This is a genomic window from Paenibacillus sp. FSL R5-0527 (assembly GCF_038008055.1).
GTDB classification, from domain to species: Bacteria; Bacillota; Bacilli; order Paenibacillales; family Paenibacillaceae; genus Fontibacillus; species Fontibacillus macerans.
This window is the reverse complement of the sequence record NZ_JBBOYI010000001.1, coordinates 2,854,831-2,872,029: the sequence shown is the minus strand read 5'-3', so window position 1 is coordinate 2,872,029 and position 17,199 is coordinate 2,854,831. Positions and strand designations below refer to the sequence as shown.

16 protein-coding genes are annotated in these 17,199 nt (G+C 47.1%); all 16 read right to left on the bottom strand.

All coding sequences use genetic code 11. The annotated features are described in order from the left end of the window. Positions 1 to 2,004, bottom strand: coding sequence for a hypothetical protein (locus NYE69_RS12635; protein WP_340926448.1), 2,004 nt, complete (start codon positions 2,002 to 2,004; stop codon positions 1 to 3). Then, a complete protein-coding gene (locus NYE69_RS12630) occupies positions 1,997 to 4,543 on the bottom strand; it encodes a hypothetical protein (RefSeq protein ID WP_340926447.1) in 2,547 nt (848 codons plus the stop codon). Before NYE69_RS12630 ends, NYE69_RS12635 begins: the two co-directional genes overlap by 8 nt. A gap of 383 nt (positions 4,544 to 4,926) precedes the next feature. Further along, a complete protein-coding gene (locus NYE69_RS12625; protein ID WP_340926446.1) occupies positions 4,927 to 5,397 on the bottom strand; it encodes a hypothetical protein in 471 nt (156 codons plus the stop codon). Between the two features lie 36 nt (positions 5,398 to 5,433). Further along, on the bottom strand, positions 5,434 to 6,204 hold the full coding sequence (locus NYE69_RS12620) for a metal-dependent hydrolase (RefSeq protein WP_340926445.1): 771 nt from the start codon (positions 6,202 to 6,204) through the stop codon (positions 5,434 to 5,436). Positions 6,205 to 6,221: 17 nt separating this feature from the next. After that, positions 6,222 to 7,217 carry a hypothetical protein gene (locus NYE69_RS12615; RefSeq protein ID WP_340926444.1) on the bottom strand — a complete coding sequence of 332 codons (996 nt, stop codon included), beginning with the start codon at positions 7,215 to 7,217 and terminating at the stop codon, positions 6,222 to 6,224. Positions 7,218 to 7,359: 142 nt separating this feature from the next. Then, positions 7,360 to 8,046, bottom strand: coding sequence for a DNA-methyltransferase (locus tag NYE69_RS12610; RefSeq protein ID WP_340926443.1), 687 nt, complete (start codon positions 8,044 to 8,046; stop codon positions 7,360 to 7,362). Positions 8,047 to 8,197: 151 nt separating this feature from the next. Next, positions 8,198 to 8,491: a hypothetical protein gene (locus NYE69_RS12605; protein WP_340926442.1), complete on the bottom strand. Its 294-nt coding sequence runs from the start codon at positions 8,489 to 8,491 to the stop codon at positions 8,198 to 8,200. After that, the gene (locus tag NYE69_RS12600) at positions 8,478 to 8,861 is read right to left on the bottom strand and encodes a hypothetical protein (protein WP_340926441.1); all 384 of its coding nucleotides are present in this window, start codon (positions 8,859 to 8,861) and stop codon (positions 8,478 to 8,480) included. The genes NYE69_RS12605 and NYE69_RS12600 overlap by 14 nt, the downstream gene beginning before the upstream one ends. A gap of 37 nt (positions 8,862 to 8,898) precedes the next feature. Beyond that, entirely contained in the window at positions 8,899 to 9,573 is a 675-nt protein-coding gene (locus NYE69_RS12595) for a hypothetical protein (protein ID WP_340926440.1), read from the bottom strand. 911 nt (positions 9,574 to 10,484) lie between these two features. Continuing rightward, positions 10,485 to 10,805: a hypothetical protein gene (locus NYE69_RS12590; RefSeq protein WP_340926439.1), complete on the bottom strand. Its 321-nt coding sequence runs from the start codon at positions 10,803 to 10,805 to the stop codon at positions 10,485 to 10,487. A gap of 35 nt (positions 10,806 to 10,840) precedes the next feature. After that, the gene (locus NYE69_RS12585) at positions 10,841 to 11,326 is read right to left on the bottom strand and encodes a hypothetical protein (protein WP_340926438.1); all 486 of its coding nucleotides are present in this window, start codon (positions 11,324 to 11,326) and stop codon (positions 10,841 to 10,843) included. 537 nt (positions 11,327 to 11,863) lie between these two features. After that, complete coding sequence (locus NYE69_RS12580; protein WP_340926437.1) at positions 11,864 to 12,193, bottom strand: hypothetical protein; 330 nt, start codon at positions 12,191 to 12,193, stop codon at positions 11,864 to 11,866. Between the two features lie 620 nt (positions 12,194 to 12,813). Further along, the gene (locus NYE69_RS12575) at positions 12,814 to 13,029 is read right to left on the bottom strand and encodes a hypothetical protein (RefSeq protein ID WP_340926436.1); all 216 of its coding nucleotides are present in this window, start codon (positions 13,027 to 13,029) and stop codon (positions 12,814 to 12,816) included. Beyond that, positions 13,026 to 13,436: a hypothetical protein gene (locus NYE69_RS12570; RefSeq protein WP_340926435.1), complete on the bottom strand. Its 411-nt coding sequence runs from the start codon at positions 13,434 to 13,436 to the stop codon at positions 13,026 to 13,028. The genes NYE69_RS12575 and NYE69_RS12570 overlap by 4 nt, the downstream gene beginning before the upstream one ends. Positions 13,437 to 13,671: 235 nt before the next feature. Beyond that, positions 13,672 to 14,790, bottom strand: a complete 1,119-nt coding sequence (locus NYE69_RS12565; RefSeq protein ID WP_340926434.1) for a DNA-methyltransferase — start codon at positions 14,788 to 14,790, stop codon at positions 13,672 to 13,674. A gap of 465 nt (positions 14,791 to 15,255) precedes the next feature. Next, positions 15,256 to 17,181: a DNA cytosine methyltransferase gene (locus NYE69_RS12560; protein WP_340926433.1), complete on the bottom strand. Its 1,926-nt coding sequence runs from the start codon at positions 17,179 to 17,181 to the stop codon at positions 15,256 to 15,258. Between the last annotated feature and the right edge of the window lie 18 nt (positions 17,182 to 17,199).

Below are 17,199 nucleotides of genomic sequence, written 5' to 3'. Positions count from 1 at the left end.
TCATGCACTCACCCTCTTTCTCTCCAGAAGATCATCAAACACGGCATTCGTCTGAGGATCTGCCGCCAAAGGACGGCCTTGAAACAGGGCCTTGGCGGCATCCGAGAAATAAGGGAATGTTAAAGACGGTTCACGTCCGAACCGCTTTTTCAATAATGGCGTCATACGACGTTGCATTTCCGGATCCGCTTGATTCAGCCACACCTCATCTACCTGATCCAGCTCCGCCTTTTCCCATCGGAGCCAGTGGTGGTAGTCGCAATCTACAACCGCAACCGTTTTTCCAAACTTAAAAATTTCTGTTGCCCTTGGGTAATCCCAAGGTAAATCGATGAAAACCGGGCCTGATGTCAGCGCCTCTTGCACAATCTGTTGCACCATTTCTGGCTCTGGATAATTTTGCGGCAACCATAACGTACACGCTGGTGCATGCTTAGAAACCCAGGTTTCCCAGCCCGATACGCTGCACTCGGAAAGCAAAGGATTAAGTAGCGTATGGCAGCCCCGATCCGGCGACAGTTCGATCAACGTAATCGGTCCCCCATAGGCTACGGCCAGGTTCACGGCAATAAAAGACCGTCCGCTGGGCGCTGGCGAAGACAAAACATACACGCCTTCAGCGAACGGATTTGGTCCCAGGTCAGGAAGAGGATCTGCCGGGATGACTTCGCTTGATGATGATTCGAGGGCACCCATAGGCGGCGTTGCCTCGCCCCGCTTCTTACGCGTTTTCAGCCTTTTCATTATAGAGGTATAAAGCATACCCAATTGTTGCAATAAAGCGGTGATTGCCTTTTTTACAGCAGCAATAAACGTCGTCATTCTCGTTGCTAGACGCCATTTCCCCGTTTTCTTCTGCCCTTGCGCTTGATGAATGGCACTTTGGACTAAATCAGCTGGGTGCGGTTCATTTTCTTCCGTAGATTCGCCCCTCATCACCGCTTCTTGCTGCTCTTCCCCGGTTTCCTCCGGCTGTGCAGATGTTTCTTGAGGGGCTACTACCCCGCTGGTGCCAACTTCATCCCCCTTAGAATCGACCTCCAGTTCAAGCGGTATGGCTTCCTTAGACAATTCTATGGTTTTCACCTCGGGTTCAACCAAAGGATCATCCTCCTCCCAAGAGCTCTGCCGTGCTTTCCAGGTCTCCCATGTGATCGGATCCCACCAGCGCCCCAAAATTTCTGGGATAGAGAATCCAGAGAGGATATTCCATGTATGTCCTCCTTGTTCGATACTGAGCATCACACGCCCCAGCATTTCACGAAGCTCGGTCATCATCCGAAAACGTTTGAGCTCCTCCTTTGTTGCTTCGGAAGGCTCATCGTCTCGCTGCCGGATGGTAATCCGACGATCCGGCAGTGATAACCGCAGGATGTATTCACTCCGCTGCGCCTCTCCAGATTCGGCAAGTTGTTGCCAACGGTCGAGACGTGCGGCTCTTAACCGGGCGATGCCTTCGCTAGCAGCAGAGGATGCTCGTTTGGCATTCCATATCGCATGCTGGTAATCCCCTACCTGCTCAGCGGATATAGCCGCCTCAAAACCCTCTCTCGCACAGGCACGAAGAAAATTCTCAAACCCGGCCAAACGTTGTTTTTTTTGGGATAGGACTGCTACTCCCCAGGGCGGTGCATTCACGGAGATTACCACATGCACCCAATCCCCGCTACGATAAAGCCACCCATCGGGCTTGGCCCCAAGCAAATCCTCCATGGATTCACCGCTCCCGTTCTTCGGTTGACGGGCATGATGGTACAACCTACGAAGCCGAAATGGCCATTTTAGCCACCGGCCGCTTAAGCTGATGATTAAGACGACAAGGACCCAGAACAACTTAAACCATAACGGCGCAGGGAGAATAAATGGGAAGCCGCCAATGACAAGCGTTAAGCCTATGGCCCAGCCGATATCTTGAATGGTCAGGCCCAGAAACTGAATATCCTCACGAATATCCCCCATCATGCCGGCTTGCAGCACGTCTTGTTCCCGGTTTGATTCATCCAACGTTTATTCCCCCTTTCCTTTTTTCTTTTTCTCTGGCTGAGCTGGTTGAGAACTCGTTTTTGTTGTGTCGTTTTTCCAACATTTCTTTTTGAAATGCCTCAAAGCTTCCCATATCCAGGCCATCCAATGGGGGTGCTCCGTGGTCTACCGGAACACCGTCAATAATGACCTTAACTTGACCGCTTTGCGTTCGCCAAAATGGCTTCCGATCCTTCCGGTAAGCTTCATACGCCTTCAAAAAGTCCTCTTTAGACTCTTGTTGTACATAAAGGTAATTCCGCTTTGGTACCGGTTCGAGAGCTTTCAGCAAGGTAGAGTGCTGGCCGGATTTTTCCCAATCCTGGATCATAGTATCTAGGAACCGTGAGCCTCTTGGCAGGTTAACCCGCACACTGGATTTTTGCTTAGCCAACATTTTTTCAACATAGGGCTTGGCATCATTCATATGGTCATCCGGAACGAGTAACTGAACCGGCTGCTGCTGCCCTAAAGCCAAAATTTGTTGGCTGCCGTCGGCCTTTGGAATTGGTACCCCTTGGCTCGTTTGCCATTTCAAATCCTTGACCCAAGGAAGCTCCTTTTGCCGATGAAGAAGCTGATCATAAACCCTCTGTGCGGTCTCAGGGTCCAGGGTTAATGGAGAATGGGTAGGTAATTCCTCTTGGATTTTGTCCACCACATCCTGCGTCTCCTGATAATCATCAAGCACGTGAATGGAGCGATCCCCTAAATCCACAAAAGCGCCTTCTTTGCTGAGCCCCTGGCGCATTTTCTCTATTTTTACCCCGCGTTTCTTCAGGTGAGAAAGCGCCTCATCCGCTTTGTCGGAGTTACCCGTTACAAATAGCCCTTTTGATGTTATCTGAACATGATCTTTAAAGCTTGGGTCTAACTTGTCTACGATTTTATGGATCTCTGCTTGTTCATGCCCCGAAACCGGCAAGTATTTTGCAGGGCTAAATCCTTGTTCGTTGGTCAGAATGTCATGGATATTCGTAGAAGACGTATCAATTTGAGACCGGCCCAGTTCAAGTTGCGGCGCTTCGGTACGGACAATCGTTCCAGCTTCTTCCGCCCATGCAGTTGGTGGTGTATAGACCACTCCTTGAAACGCTTCTGAGGCACCCTTTGTCATTTTGGACAGCGCCCGGGCAGCCCGAGCACTTCCCTGCTGAGCCTGCATTCTCTTGCCGACTTCCTGCATTTTCCGGCTTTTATCCGCCCAGGATAAAGCACGCTTTTGAAGGCCATCAGCCCCCATCCGTTTGCCAATCATATTGGCTGCAAGCGAGGCCCGCTCTCCCCATTGACCGGCGCGTTCCACGACATTCCCTCCGCCAAGATGAATCGGATCCTTGATGGCCCTCCATACCGGACGCCAATGGAAGAAATACAGGAACACCAAAAGAGCAATCACAGACAGGATCGCAAAGATAATCGGAGAAACGCCCAGTTCCGCCGCGATTCCAGTCCCCGTACCATAATCCGTCTGCATCCGCACGAAGACGCCAAAATGCAGGGCACTAAAGAACCCAACGAGCAACGTACGAATGTAGAGGTTTGCGAACCCTGCCAATGTTTCTGTTTTCCCGGTATAGGCGATATATGCAATCCATATCGGAAAGAAGACGATTAGCGCCATCAGTATCAATGTTTTAAACACCGAGACGAGCCACAGTGGAACAATCACAAACGCCAGATAGGTGACCAACATAAACATGCCGCCTGGAGACTGTACCACGATGTTTCCAAGCGACTGCGCCGCATAGACCGGGTCCGTAATCGCGTCACCGCCTACGATAAAAGCTTTCAAAATCTGCTCACCAGTGAGTCCCTGATAAGAAATACCGGAACCGGAAGTGCCGATAACCCCTTCAAGCATATTTTGTGTTAGCCAGTTCGTAAGCACATTGAGTACGTTTAGTATGGTTAGGCTATAGAAGACGATCGGCAGACAGATCAAAAAAGCTTGCAGCAATTTCTTAAGACTCTTTTTCCCCCGAATGACACGAAAAGAAAGCCAGATGACTCCGAGGATTAGGGCGGCCAGACCTAAAACCATGGCGATGGACCAGCCTTTATGGATTACATCAATCTCCGCTAGTTGCGGAGTAAACAAATAGCTTTTGGCAAAAGCCCCATAGAGCGGCGCGACTATTTCATCCACGGCCTTTACCGTCAGACCTTCAATCGCGTCGTAAATTAACTTCCCGCTCATCAGATCCTTAAAGGTCTGGAGCATATCGTCAATTTTTTGGATCAATTTTTTAGCCCAGCCAAACAGCCCCCCTGAAGAATCCGAATCATCGGATTCTTTTTGCTCCTCGTCTGGATCTGATGAGCCCGATTCACCGGACTCTGAATCACCGGATTCTTCCTCTCCAAATGACCCTGATGAACCCGAATGACCGGGTTCTACTTGCTTTCCCTCGTTATCAGCTTTAGCAGTCGTAACCGAACTGACAAAATACAACGTTGAAGGTGAGGGTGTCGCCTCTGCGACAACCCCGCCTCGAAAAAGAAAGAGAACCGTCATCAAAATAACGGCTCCCCTGCGCAAATGCTTTATGATGTTCCCCACCCCACAAGCGACATAAAGTCATAAAATCGGCTAATGATCAGAATCGCGGATCCGGAAATGAACAGAAAGATCAATAACAAGCCAAGGAGCAGACTCCTCCAGACCTTTTTGTTCCGGATAGAATCTTTCCCAGAGACGACATTCAAGATAAATATAAGAAACTTCCAAAACCAATAGAGAAATGCGGCGGTTGAAATTATAGTACCCAACGCTCCGGCCATAATAAAGACCCAATCCAGCGTACTTAAAACTCCCGGGTCAATGGTGTACATTTTTTTTAATTGCGGGATGTACGGGTTATTGGCATTTGCATTCATAGCATCACCGCCAAAAAGTCTTTATTAGGAAACATTGGTCCGAGCATCATACACCTTAAGGTCATCCACGGATCGCTCAATTTGGCTCGTCGATGAGCCATCTCCACCAATATCCTGTTTGTTGGTCCAATCGTAAATATTTTCGAGAAACTTGAACAAAGCGCCCGAGATGATCAGAAGCAGAATCAAAGCTACGGCCCCTATTTCCACCCAGAAAGCCTTGTCTTTTATGCTCGCCTTGCCGCTAAGTATTTTCACGATTTTGACAACGATCCGCCAAATTAAAAGTACAAGGGCGGCACCGATAATCAGAGATAAAACAATCATGACGGGACTAAAAACCCAATCCAATCCATCCAGTGCACTCCACTTCCACTTCATATAATCCCCAATTTTTTTAATGGGGTTCCCTCCCTCGCCTTCTTCCGCAAAGGCCAAAACGGGAAACAAAAAGACGCTCATCATCATGAAGAGCGCCATAAGGTACTTTTTCATATATTTCATCCTTTCCGTTTATTGAAAAATATGGTTTTAGAACACCAGCATCCCCCAAATTAAAAGGCCGCATCCCCAACATATTCGTGCGATCCACCGCTCCGCTAGCCCGCCATTGTGAAACCAATGGAGAGCTATTTTAAGATTAGGCAGGAATAAGGAATGAATTCCCTCGTTACCAAATACATCTCCCACCAGATGCGCCCACCAACCTATCACAAAACCGGTGGACAGCGCATAAATTAGTTCCGGTTGCTGGGTTGAAAAGCTAAGGAGACCGATGGACAGAACTGCAGCAAATTCCGGGGTATGGATCACCCCGCGATGGCGGACTAATGGTAAAATTAAAAAAGCAAAGCCGGTAAACGCTGTGATCCAGTGCAGATCATATATCGCGTACCCCGATAGCAATAATGTACCGACTCCGATGAGGACCAGACTCCTAAGTCTAGCCAAAAGCCAGCACAAAACGGCAGCTCCTAACCACAAGGAACCGCTTCGAGTCCATCCCCCGACTGTTGATGAAGCATTTCCAACATAAGAAAGAAGAATAAGTACAAGTCCCACGACTCCCAAAATCACAGACATCGTCCTTAATAAATGCCGATACTTAGCAGGAAGCTGAATATGTTTGCTTGCTGTACTGGTTTTATGATCCAAGTCAGGAGCCAATCCACCAACAGACGAGGCAAAAACCATGGCGGCTGCTGGAAGGATACTGTTTTGTACGGCCAGATCAGGCATAAAGTACAGCCCTACCGATCCTGCAGCCACAGCTAATGCAACATGCCCTTTTTTGTTCAACATGAACACCTCGCATTCTACTAAAAGAGACGAGCAAATCTCTTTTTTGGCCGTTTTTCCATCACCGGTGACAGCATGCCTTCAAGGACTTCTGCCGTTTCGTCCCGGATTTCCAGCACTTCCGGGTTCGAAGGAACCGAAAACACTGGACGCCCGGATAAGAGCTCGGCCAGCTCCTCGTGGGCTTCTTCACTCGCATGTGGAAGAGCGATCCGCCAACGATCTTGTCGTACCTGTGCGTGTGCTTGGCAAAACTGAACGATCTCACGAATCCGCCAGAGGCTCCCGGACCCAACAAGAATAGGTAACTCCGCTTTGAAGAACAATCGCTGCGCCTCTTCGCTCGTCGTCAAATCTCCAAGGTCCAAAATCAGGTAGCGAAACTGCTGAATATGATCAATCCAGGTCCAATCGGTTTCATTCCGAAATAACGTTAAGTTTGCGCCTAAGTTGAAATACGGTTCAGCACTATAACTTCCCAGTTCGACATAACTTAAAAAATCAAAACATGGGTGATTCCCTCCTTCCCATACAGCCACTTTCCCCCGGCTTACATTCGCCAAATACTGAGCGACCAGTAGAGCAGTATGGGTGCTTCCAGCCCCTCCGTACACACCTCCAACGGCAATTAGGATCGTTCCCCGGCTGGCAAGTGGAAGGGAAGAATGGTGAGCAGTTGTTCCCTCTGGTAAGTTACCCTGTGCATTCCCGTTTCTTGTCTCTGCCATGGAATAAAGGGCTTCCTCCCATTCTTCCTCAGCCCATACCAAGGAGGCCCCGCAAGCAGTCCAGCGGCGAACGTTTTGCGAAGAATTATCTGGGCTGACAACCACCACCTCCGTTTTCCCCACAGCGAAATCCAGAATCTCATGTGCTAACGTTTCATGGACCAAGAGTAAACCAGGCTGCAGCAGAAAGAGAGAGCGTTCCATCTGAACTTTGTCTTGATCGGTAAAGATCGTTAGCCCGGGTGGGGTCATTCTTTTGGGTTCTAAGCCATACAACATGACGTGCAAATCTATTTCACCCCCTTAAAAACCGACAAGCTGCCCCGATTACCTTGAGGCAGCTTGTCATGTTCAATTTGTTTACGTTAATAGGTTAACTCTTTTTTTCAAGAGAAACGTACCTAAAAAGTATGAAAAAAGTATGATGATTTTAGTTGTTAGTGGCGGCATTAATCCGCCTGCGGGATACTTCGTACCAATGAGGGTCCAGTTCAAAGGCAACCCATGATCGCCCCAATTCTTCTGCGGCAGTAGCTACAACGCCACTGCCGGAAAAAAAGTCCACAACGTATTCCCCCGGCTCACTGCTGCATTCAATGATCGTCTTCATAAGTTCAATTGGCTTTTCCGTTGGGTGAATCGTTAGATTCCCAGGAATCCTGGGGATTTCCCATACATCGCTCTTCTTGCGAGTTGAGACTCTCCTTACCTTGTTTTTACCTTTAACAGCCAGAATGATAAACTCGTGGCGATAACGGTACTGCCATCCCATGCCCATCTGTTTCTTGTCCCATACGATGCAATTTTTAATAGTAAAACCAACCAATTTGAGCCATCGAACCATATCCGGGTATGTACGCCAATCGATGCAAACATACAGATGACGACCAGGCTTAAGCACACGGTAGGCTTCTCTCATCCAAGACAGGGAAAACCGGCGATATGCAACCGGCGATAAGTCATCATTGGCGATGATATTAAATCTAGGACGTCTGGTTTTGGTTTGAGTCGTTCCACCGAATTTGAGATTATACGGAGGATCCGCAATTATCAAATCCACTGTTTCGTCATTGATATATTTTCGAGCTCCATCTATGCAACTTTCCAAGTACAACATGTATAGGTTCCTCCTTTTATTTTTCTATACAAATAATACGATTTACAAGAACGAATGTTCCTGTTTTTCTGCAAGCAAATGTGACGAATTCTAGGAGTCAAAAATGATTAGACCTTCCACTCAAAGAGAAGGAAGGTCTTATATTAGAGTATTATGAATCTTCTGGAAGTAAATCCAAGTATACTCCATCGACTTTATAAATGATTTTGTAATATACCTGAAGATCTTCACAGATCATCTTAAACCGATTTATCCAGTTCTCTTTATCATGATGGTCATTCCTACAAATCATGGCATCACCTTCATACATTGCCCATTCAAAAGTGTTCAAAAGATCGGCAATATCCTCTTCAACTACGTCTAAACCATTTTTCTGTTCATATGTTAAATAAAATTGATCTTCAAGTTTCTTCATATGTTCCAAAACGAATTTATTCGTTCTCATGATCTTTTACTCCCTTCAGACATCTTTCAATTTTTGCTTTCTGTTCAGTAAACTCCTTATACTCCTCACTTAAAACTTTGTGAAGGCTCTTATTGAGCTTTTTAATTGTTCGATCAGCTTCCTTCTCATGCCTCACGTTAAAAGTAAATTCCTCTTTACTCAGAAGAGAAAGCGGACAAGTAATGATTTGTTCATACAATTCAGGATCAGGATCTACAATCCTATAAAATTTACTGGACTTTATTACCAAAACCGTTCCGTTTGTCCTTAGTCTTCTCCGCTTTGCCTCCAAATCGCAAAAATCAAAAATAATATTGATAGGATCAATAGAAATAAGACCATGCTCATTCCTCACTTTAAATTTGATCACCCCGTGATCATTCAATAGAACACGGGGCTAAATAACCTTAAATAACTTTCAAAGAGGTGGCTAAAGTAATCAACGCCGTTTTTTTGACAGTGTAATACTTCTGTCTCCCCCAACCAAAGCTATTAATCAATGCATCATCTATAGGCTCTTCTCTACAAAAATATTTGGCTTCTACTAGCGATTGCTGCTCAAAATCAAGTTCAAGTAAAGCTTTCTGCATTGGATGCATACGCTTATCTAAATCCCGCAGTTCTTGTTCCAATCGTTCGATTTTTTCTACAGCCCTCATAAATGATGCTTCTATAGGATTATGAATACCTCCGCCCCCTGTCACTCCAGCAAGGTTTCCGTAGGTTGCGGTGAGCTTCGTAGGTTCTGCTCTTAAATTAGCTGTTGCTTGAGGAATCATCCCCTCAATCCATGCTTTCCGCTGACCGTGTCGATAATGTTCTCTAAGCCTATGCTCAACGATCGGAGCGTATTGTTGTCTCATCGCTACAGGAATGTCCATCTCCAACTGTTCGACGGTAGTATAAAGGCCGATAAGTTCAGCCTTTCCAATGTTTTCTAAATATTTTTCAATGAGCTCCATTTCTTTGATTTCTTGCGGATTACCATTTTTGCGTCTGCGCTTCAGCCTTTGATAACGAGCACATAACCAATCAATTGGAACGGAGGAGATATTCGTCTGGGTAACAAGAATATTTTTCATCTTGACCTCCTTTCTAGCCTTTGTTGCTGGTTCAACGATTTCGACAATTAACGGTAAGACGCTTTGTTCAAATGAAGCTCCGCATTCTGGGCAGGTATAGCCTTCCTCCGTCGGGAGGCAAATACTATCACATTCCGTGCAGATCATGACTAAATTCCAGCATCCTAGGCTTAATCATTCGCTTCATTAATCCCCGCGAGTACGTCTGCCCATTCCGCACCAGCGATATTTTGGAGGATAAAACGGCACTTAAAGCGGTTAAATAAGGCACATTCCATTTTCATTTCCTACTTTCCCCGTATTTTGATTTAAACAAGAACATAAATTAATCGGAATTATTAAAGACTTCCTCACATGTCTCAATCAATGCCATAGCTTCTCCTTCCAATCGAGTGCCTTTTGTGACTGTTTTTAATGCTTCAATCAAAGCGGCAATGCAGTATCCTTCAGGATGCATTGTATTTAAGTTTGCAATATTTCCAGCCAGATCAGCGTGTATGTCAATTAGCTTCTCAAGTTTTTTTGGCATTTCTTTTGGAAATTTGACTATGATAATTCACCATCCTTATTACTGCTTACTGCGCTAAATTTTCGAAATGTGCATTAATCGTTCTCGAATCCACCGCAACAAACTAAGTCATCTTCCAGAAAATCTGTCTTAGGTGGATCTCCTTCAAACTCTGGCTCTGGAAAATAAGGTCTTATCGTGCAGCAACGTTTCCCGTCTTTCGCGTAAAAGAACTTACAATCCTCGCATTTGTTTTGAGTAGCATCCGGGCCTTCGCCGTATATTTCAGCACAAGCCTTGCTGTCAGGGAGAAGGAACATGCAAGAGTCGCCAGTCACCGAACATATTGAACCGTTAAATGCAGAACATCCCACGCAATTTCCTCCTTCGCTCCTTGTGTCTACTACATAGGCGTGCCCATTATTTCACGCGGGTACAGCTTGTCCTTGATCTCGTTGTAAGCATCTGTGCGATCATAAAGTGGCACGTATCTATGTGTAAGATCGGATGTTCCAGTGCCAGCTGCGGGCGACCAAAGAAATGCCGACGGTTTTTCTCGTCCACTGGATAAAATAGGAATTCCCAACTGTTTGCATCTAGTTTTGGACAGCAAAACTGCAAATTCATAGGGTTCATGGGTCCAGCGATTCGACGTTGGAATATAGTATGGCAAACCCGTCTGAATCACTTCTTCTTTTGTAAACCTTCCTTGGACATTTGGCATTTTTAAAGCTCCCTTCAATCTGCTATATTTTCGAACTACGCATTATCCAAACTCTGCATTTCAGTGACATATTCTTCGGTTGGGCAATCGGCACAGGCACTCGGAATCAGCCCATGCTTACAGCACTCCAGTAATCCGCGATACGTCCCATGATGTTTTTCTGTGTTGCAGCAATATTCCTTGCCTACGTACTTCCGAACTCCGTTCCTGCCGTATTCAAGGCCACATACCGGGCAATATTTCATGGCAACGAACCGTTCCTTGAATTTACTGTCTTCCAAAATCTCCTTTGTCCCGTCTGGATAAGTGACGATCCACTCGCCCTCAGATACCACTTTCCATTGCGGTGTTTGTACCGCCGCCTGAACAATAGTTTGGCGTGTTGTGTCCACGTTTTCACACAATTCAAAGGTATGTCCGTCTTCCGGGTACTCGGTTTCATAGACAGCGTAACCATCCACCCGCATCTCCTTGTGATACTGAACAGCATCAACTTCAATTGCCTTTATTTGATATTTCATTTACATCGCCCTTTCATAATTTAGTTGGACTAAATGTGCCTACCAAAAAATTATCTCCGTACTGTTCACTTCTTAGCTTTGGCCTGCTTGTACAAGAAGTTCCAGCAATTCCAACATACAAATCTTTGATCGCCAGGGATTGGTGATTGCACAAGTTCATATCTTTCACGGGTGCAATTTTCACGTTGGCATTTCTGTTTAACTTCATCAGGATGGCGCTTCACTTTTCAAACGCTCCTTTCTATTGCTATAGCCTATTCAAGAAATTAACTAACTTTATTCTCTTCCCAGCTCTTCGGAAGCATCCCACACAATTCCAAAGCACTGCAGGGTATCCAAAACTCCCGCTTTATACGCTTCTGCCGCCATCGAGCTATAAATTCCATTCGTTTTCAACTCCCTATATTTACCATGTATATAATATAATCTACGGAAATTTTAACAATTAGTCAATATTGAATTATGAGTTCAATTAACGGACCCTAGGTAAGATTCAACCATTTCATACCGAGTCAACTCTCGCTTTTGCACCTGGAATCATTTTTCTTCTTCATGAAGCTGGCATGCCCTGGAATCGTATGCGTTAAACTGACGAAGTTGATCCCGAAGGGAGGTTATGATCTTGTCCTTTTCAGTAAACAGTGGTTCCACGTTAACCCTTTGCAAGTATTCCGGAACAAATAATCCGCTAAAACCTTCAAGAAAAATAGAGTCTTGTGAATATCTCCCTTCACCTCGGGTAAATTGATCGGTCTTACATGTCCAAATCTTGCCTTCATATTTTGGGTCTCTAGCTTCTTCACAGGTATGCATTACAAACAATTCACCTTTTTTAAGCGGCTCTGTCTCCCTATAACGTTCTGTCATGGCTGCCCCTCCCAGTTCCACAACCCTTGCTGCCCATTCGCCAGGATTGGTAGTGGCAATTGCTGAACATCCATCAGTTCCCATGCAAGCGGCCGATCGAATAGTCTCCAAAGTGATACTCGTTGGAGTCCTGAGCGATCCTAAATGTCCTATCTCCTACTGCGTCAAAGAGTATAGCCATTCCGCCAAGTGGGCTGTTAGAACGTCCGGTAATTGCCCAACAGCCGGTAAGCCGACATGTCGCCAAGACTTTGCCGGTCGGCAAGTTATTAACTGTGTATCCGTGCCTTGCTAGCGTGGATTTTATCGGTTCACGTTCACAGGCTACTCGATCGATCCTTTTACCAGCGTGGATAGCCAATTGACCGCGATAGTTTATACGCCGTCCTCGTGTTTCAAATCGTTTCTCACCGATTGCAATCAAGGTTGCCCAAGGCTGTAATATAGTAATACTCTTCATTTTCGTTCACCCCTCATTTAGAATCACTACACATTCCGGATCAACCATATCCGATATGCCATCACAAATTGAGCTTTCTGGAAACGGTGCCGTCAGGCTTGGCTTTCCTTTACATATTTCACCTTTTCTAAAAACCTTTCTGAGATGCCCCCAATTTTCCTCAAGGCACTGGTTCCCACTTCTTTAGATATTCCGTTGCAAATCCACCGCTGTAGCCTTCCAGCTTTACCACTTCTGCGCCGCACACATCCCAAGGCTCTGATTCCACCGTCCAAACCTTGCCGGCATTCTTTTCTTTCCTAGCCTCATAACAAGTGTGCATTATCACTTTATTGCCGGGCTTCAATCCAGATTTCTTGGCTGATGCTTTTTTCATCTCTTATCTCTTCCTTTCAACTTTTTATAAATTTCTGCGTTTCCGAAACTGACTACCTCGTTAAAATCAAACATTTTGTTGCAATGCGGACAGAACGGAAGCATTGTACCGCGCCGGTAAGACTGTTCAAGACGTTTAAAAAGAACAGAGTGCGGCTTTTGACTAATCCATTCCTTTTGTTGCTCAAATAAGGCTTGATGCTTCCGACCGATCTCCTCATAACGATTTGCCAAGTCCAGCATGGCCTCGAACGGATCTACCACAAGCCCGCAGGCGCATATGATTTCCCGATTGACCGGATCGACGGTGTAGTTACGATGTCCCTGACAGGTACATTTGCGAGGCCTATTGCGCTCGATCCGGATAATGTCAAGGACAACGATATTGTCGTCTTCCAAATTGCTCACTCCTTACCATAGCGTCAATTGCTCATACTCGGGCCGCTGTGGAGACAGCCGACATGCCCGAGGCACCGCGAACCGATCCCAATTCGCGCCGGGTATTGCGCCGGCCCCGATGCAATCGTATGAAAATCATGTGTCCAGTCGCCAGGTTGCGATTTTCTGATACTGTCGAGAAGCGACATGCATTCTTCATGGCTGAGCTGCCGCATCAAGATGTCCCCTCCTTTTTTTGGGATAGCTATATATTCAATACCGGCTGTATAATTGCGGTCCGCCTTTTCGCAATATCCACGTAATGAGGACCGATCTCGATGATGGTACATTCACGGTTGTTCTTCTGAGCGACCTTTAAAGTCGTTCCAGATCCGCCGAACGGATCAAGGACCCGACCACCCACCGGAGCACCTGCCAGAATACAAGGTTCAATTAGTCTTTCTGGAAATGTGGCAAAGTGAGCTTCAGGAAATGGCTGAGTGGCCACTGTCCATACAGAACGTTTATTTCTCATTCCTTTGTACTCAATGTCCTTCCGATCAAGTCTATGCTGAGATGGTTGACCGGGAGGCGGGGAATCCTTAACTCGTCGGGCAAAAGAATTTGCCTTAATCACCTTTCGCGCACCTTCGTTTCCGACACGTATATTACCCCTTGTCTTTCTCTTTCCACCTTCCTGGTTATCAAATGTGTTATCTGCAACATAGGCCCCGCCTCGGAAACCGTTAGCCCACTCATCCTGCACACCTGGCTCCTTGATTGCCTCCTGATCGTAGTAATACCGATCTGACTTCGAGAGCAAGAACATATATTCATGCGCCTTGGTCGGGCGGTCCTTAGTGCTTTCTGGCATTGGATTGGGCTTTGCCCAAATGATGTCGCTTCGGACATACCATCCGTCTGCTTGGAGGGCGAAGACTACACGCCAAGGGATTCCTAACAAGTCCTTGACCTTAATTCCTGATACAGCAGTCTTTGCCACGCTTTGGCCTCTTCGATCAGAATCCCATCCAGAAACATCAGAGTTGGATGAATGCGTCTTATAACCAGCAGTGGCATATGCATCCCCGAAATTCAGCCAGAGGGTCCCATCGTCACGTAGCAACCGCCATACCTCCCGGAATACGACCAGGTTGTGGGCGACGAACATTTCCGGTGTCGGCTCCAGCCCCAAACATCCGGTCCAGGGCGGCACGGTCAGCGGCGGAAGCCCTGGCATCGGCGTGTAGGTAACCTCCGGCCAGTCCGATGGAGGAATCCCGTAATCCCGCAGCCCCCAATAAGGAGGGGAAGTAACGCAGGTATGAAATGACTCGGCATCGAGTGTAGGCATAATTTTCATGTTGTCACCTTGTATGATCATCCTTTTCTCCTTTCCATTGAAGTAACACCAATCCCCTTCGTTTACTCCGGCCGATTTGCTTCCATCCCGCTACCTTAAAACAATATCCCGGGTTAGGACTGTAGATCTTGGTTGCATCGACGTAAGTAATAATCCCGTCCGTAGGCGGTTTTCCCCATTCGGCATGCGTTGCAGCAACGGCTGCCCGAATCATATCACTGCTGAGATAGAGCTCCGGGGCTTCATTTCGAAATATGGTGCATTCCCAAGCCTTTAGTCCGTCGTCACGAATCCCGTTCCAAGTTACCCATACGGCGGATCCGTCAGCAGTCCGAAGAACCAAATTTTGCCCAGGTCGAGTAAACTGTAGGGCTCCTACATGCTGCCTTGAGTAATGCCGATCAGCCAGTAGACGACAGGATGGATCAGTTTTATGTGTTATAAGCCAGTGGCCGTATTGTGGTAAATTGAGCATGATCTGATTCATTAATGAACCACCACCGGCTGGTCTTCTTCCTGAGGAGCTACCCAAATCGGTTCCCAACTCAAGGAAAACGTTTCTCCGGCTTCCGCCTGTGCTGCAGCCAGTAAGATTACATTCCCCATTGCTTCAGCCGCATCGCACGGCACTGCATTTCCGATATATTCCCTGGCCTTGGCATCTGAACAGCCTTCCAATTGAAATGGGCGACCATCCGGAAGATATCTTGGGAAGCTCTGTAGCATTGCAAGCTCATATGTGGTTAGCGGGCGATGCCAGGTTCCATCCTCAGCAATCAGAATCCAAGTGCCTCGTTCGTTATCCTCGGGAATGCGTGGATCGGCTACGGCTGATGCCCCAGAGTGAACATCTCCGGTTCCGGTCACAGTTCTACCCGGCTCATTCCACTCCTGAACGCCGTACGAACCCACCCGAGGCGAACAACCGAGGCGATAATCTGCGATCAATGGAGCTCCGGCTTGAACGTCGGTGACCCCCGTGACCGTTGCGGCAGGCTTTCTCATATCCTGTATCCTATACTTATCCGGGTACCTATTTTTCAAGTCTGAAAGTCTCGGATCGCTGATGCTGGCCGGGCTGTTCATGATTCGACTTGCTCCACGAACCGTTTTTCCTGTCGCATCCCAGTTTTGAACCCCGTAGCTGTCTGGCATGAGTTTGGTGCTTATTCTCGGATCTGCAACCGCCAGAGCACCGCTGCCGAATCTGGTCCCGGTTATGCAAGGTGCTGTTTCATCGACCCGGACAATCCGGTAAACCCCCGGATGACGCCCCTCTCTATCCTTGAGACGCGGGTCCGAAATCGATATGGCTCCGTTATTGGGCCGGTGAGCCCCAGTAACAGTAGGGCCCGGTTGGTTATTCCGGCATACCCTATATATTGCGCTATGGGTGTTTTCTTTGAAGTTGACTCTGGGATCAGATACCGCTGCGGCACCGTTACTCCGCCCTGGTCCTGCTGTTCCTGTAACCGTCCGACTTGTTTTGTCCCACTCTTCAATGGCATAGGCGCCGCCGCGTGCCTCATGTACGATCCGATATTGCTCATACGGGACGTTTTGGAGGTCACGCCAGTCTCCGCCCGCTTTGATCAGCGCTAGACGCACCCAAGTCTTCCATTGCAAATTTGGGAGCCGGTGAAGTGGACCAGCTGCTTCGGCGTCTCCTGGCATCGGTAAAGGGCCGATGACGTCGCCTATGGTCTTGAGAGGTTTCTCTTCTGGGTAGTAAATGAAGTTCGGAACTTGTGCTTCGTCCCGTGACATAATTAGAAACCGCAGTCGATCGGCCCCTAACCCTCCAATTTTTCCGAGATTGTGATCCCCACGCATATTGACTGCAAATCCGTATTTTTTGAGCATCTTTTCAATCTGCTGCAAAAGACTTTTTCCTCGAGTACGTATCCGAGGGACATTCTCCAACTGAATCACTGCTGGTAATCCGTCACCATAAAGGGTACATGCCTGAAGTACCAGCCATATTCCTCTAACCGTAAGTTGATTTAAAGCCTGGTACTTTGCCGTTTTAGCCGACTTTTCTGGCAAGAGCCCACTAAGCCCCTTGCAAGGTGGACTTGTGAACAGAAAGAAAGGTACCTGATATTTAAGCGCCACCCACATATCCCAAGGGGTCATTTCCCTCCACTCGGGTGGTGGCTCATGGCCATTCCACGCAACGTATTGCTCGCGTGTGAAAAGGTCCATGATAACGGATGTCTTTTCTCCAGTTATTAAATCGTGATTATGGCAGGCTACAGGGTCATAGTCGATCGAGCAAAGGATTTTGAAACGGTAGACTTTACCTCCATAGTCGATTTGGCATCGTTTCAAGCCTTTGGTTTCCCCACCGATTCCGCCGAATAGTATTGCTGCAGTTTTATAACTTACGTTATCTGCTAATAGCACTGACATAATGATTCCTCCGTCCCA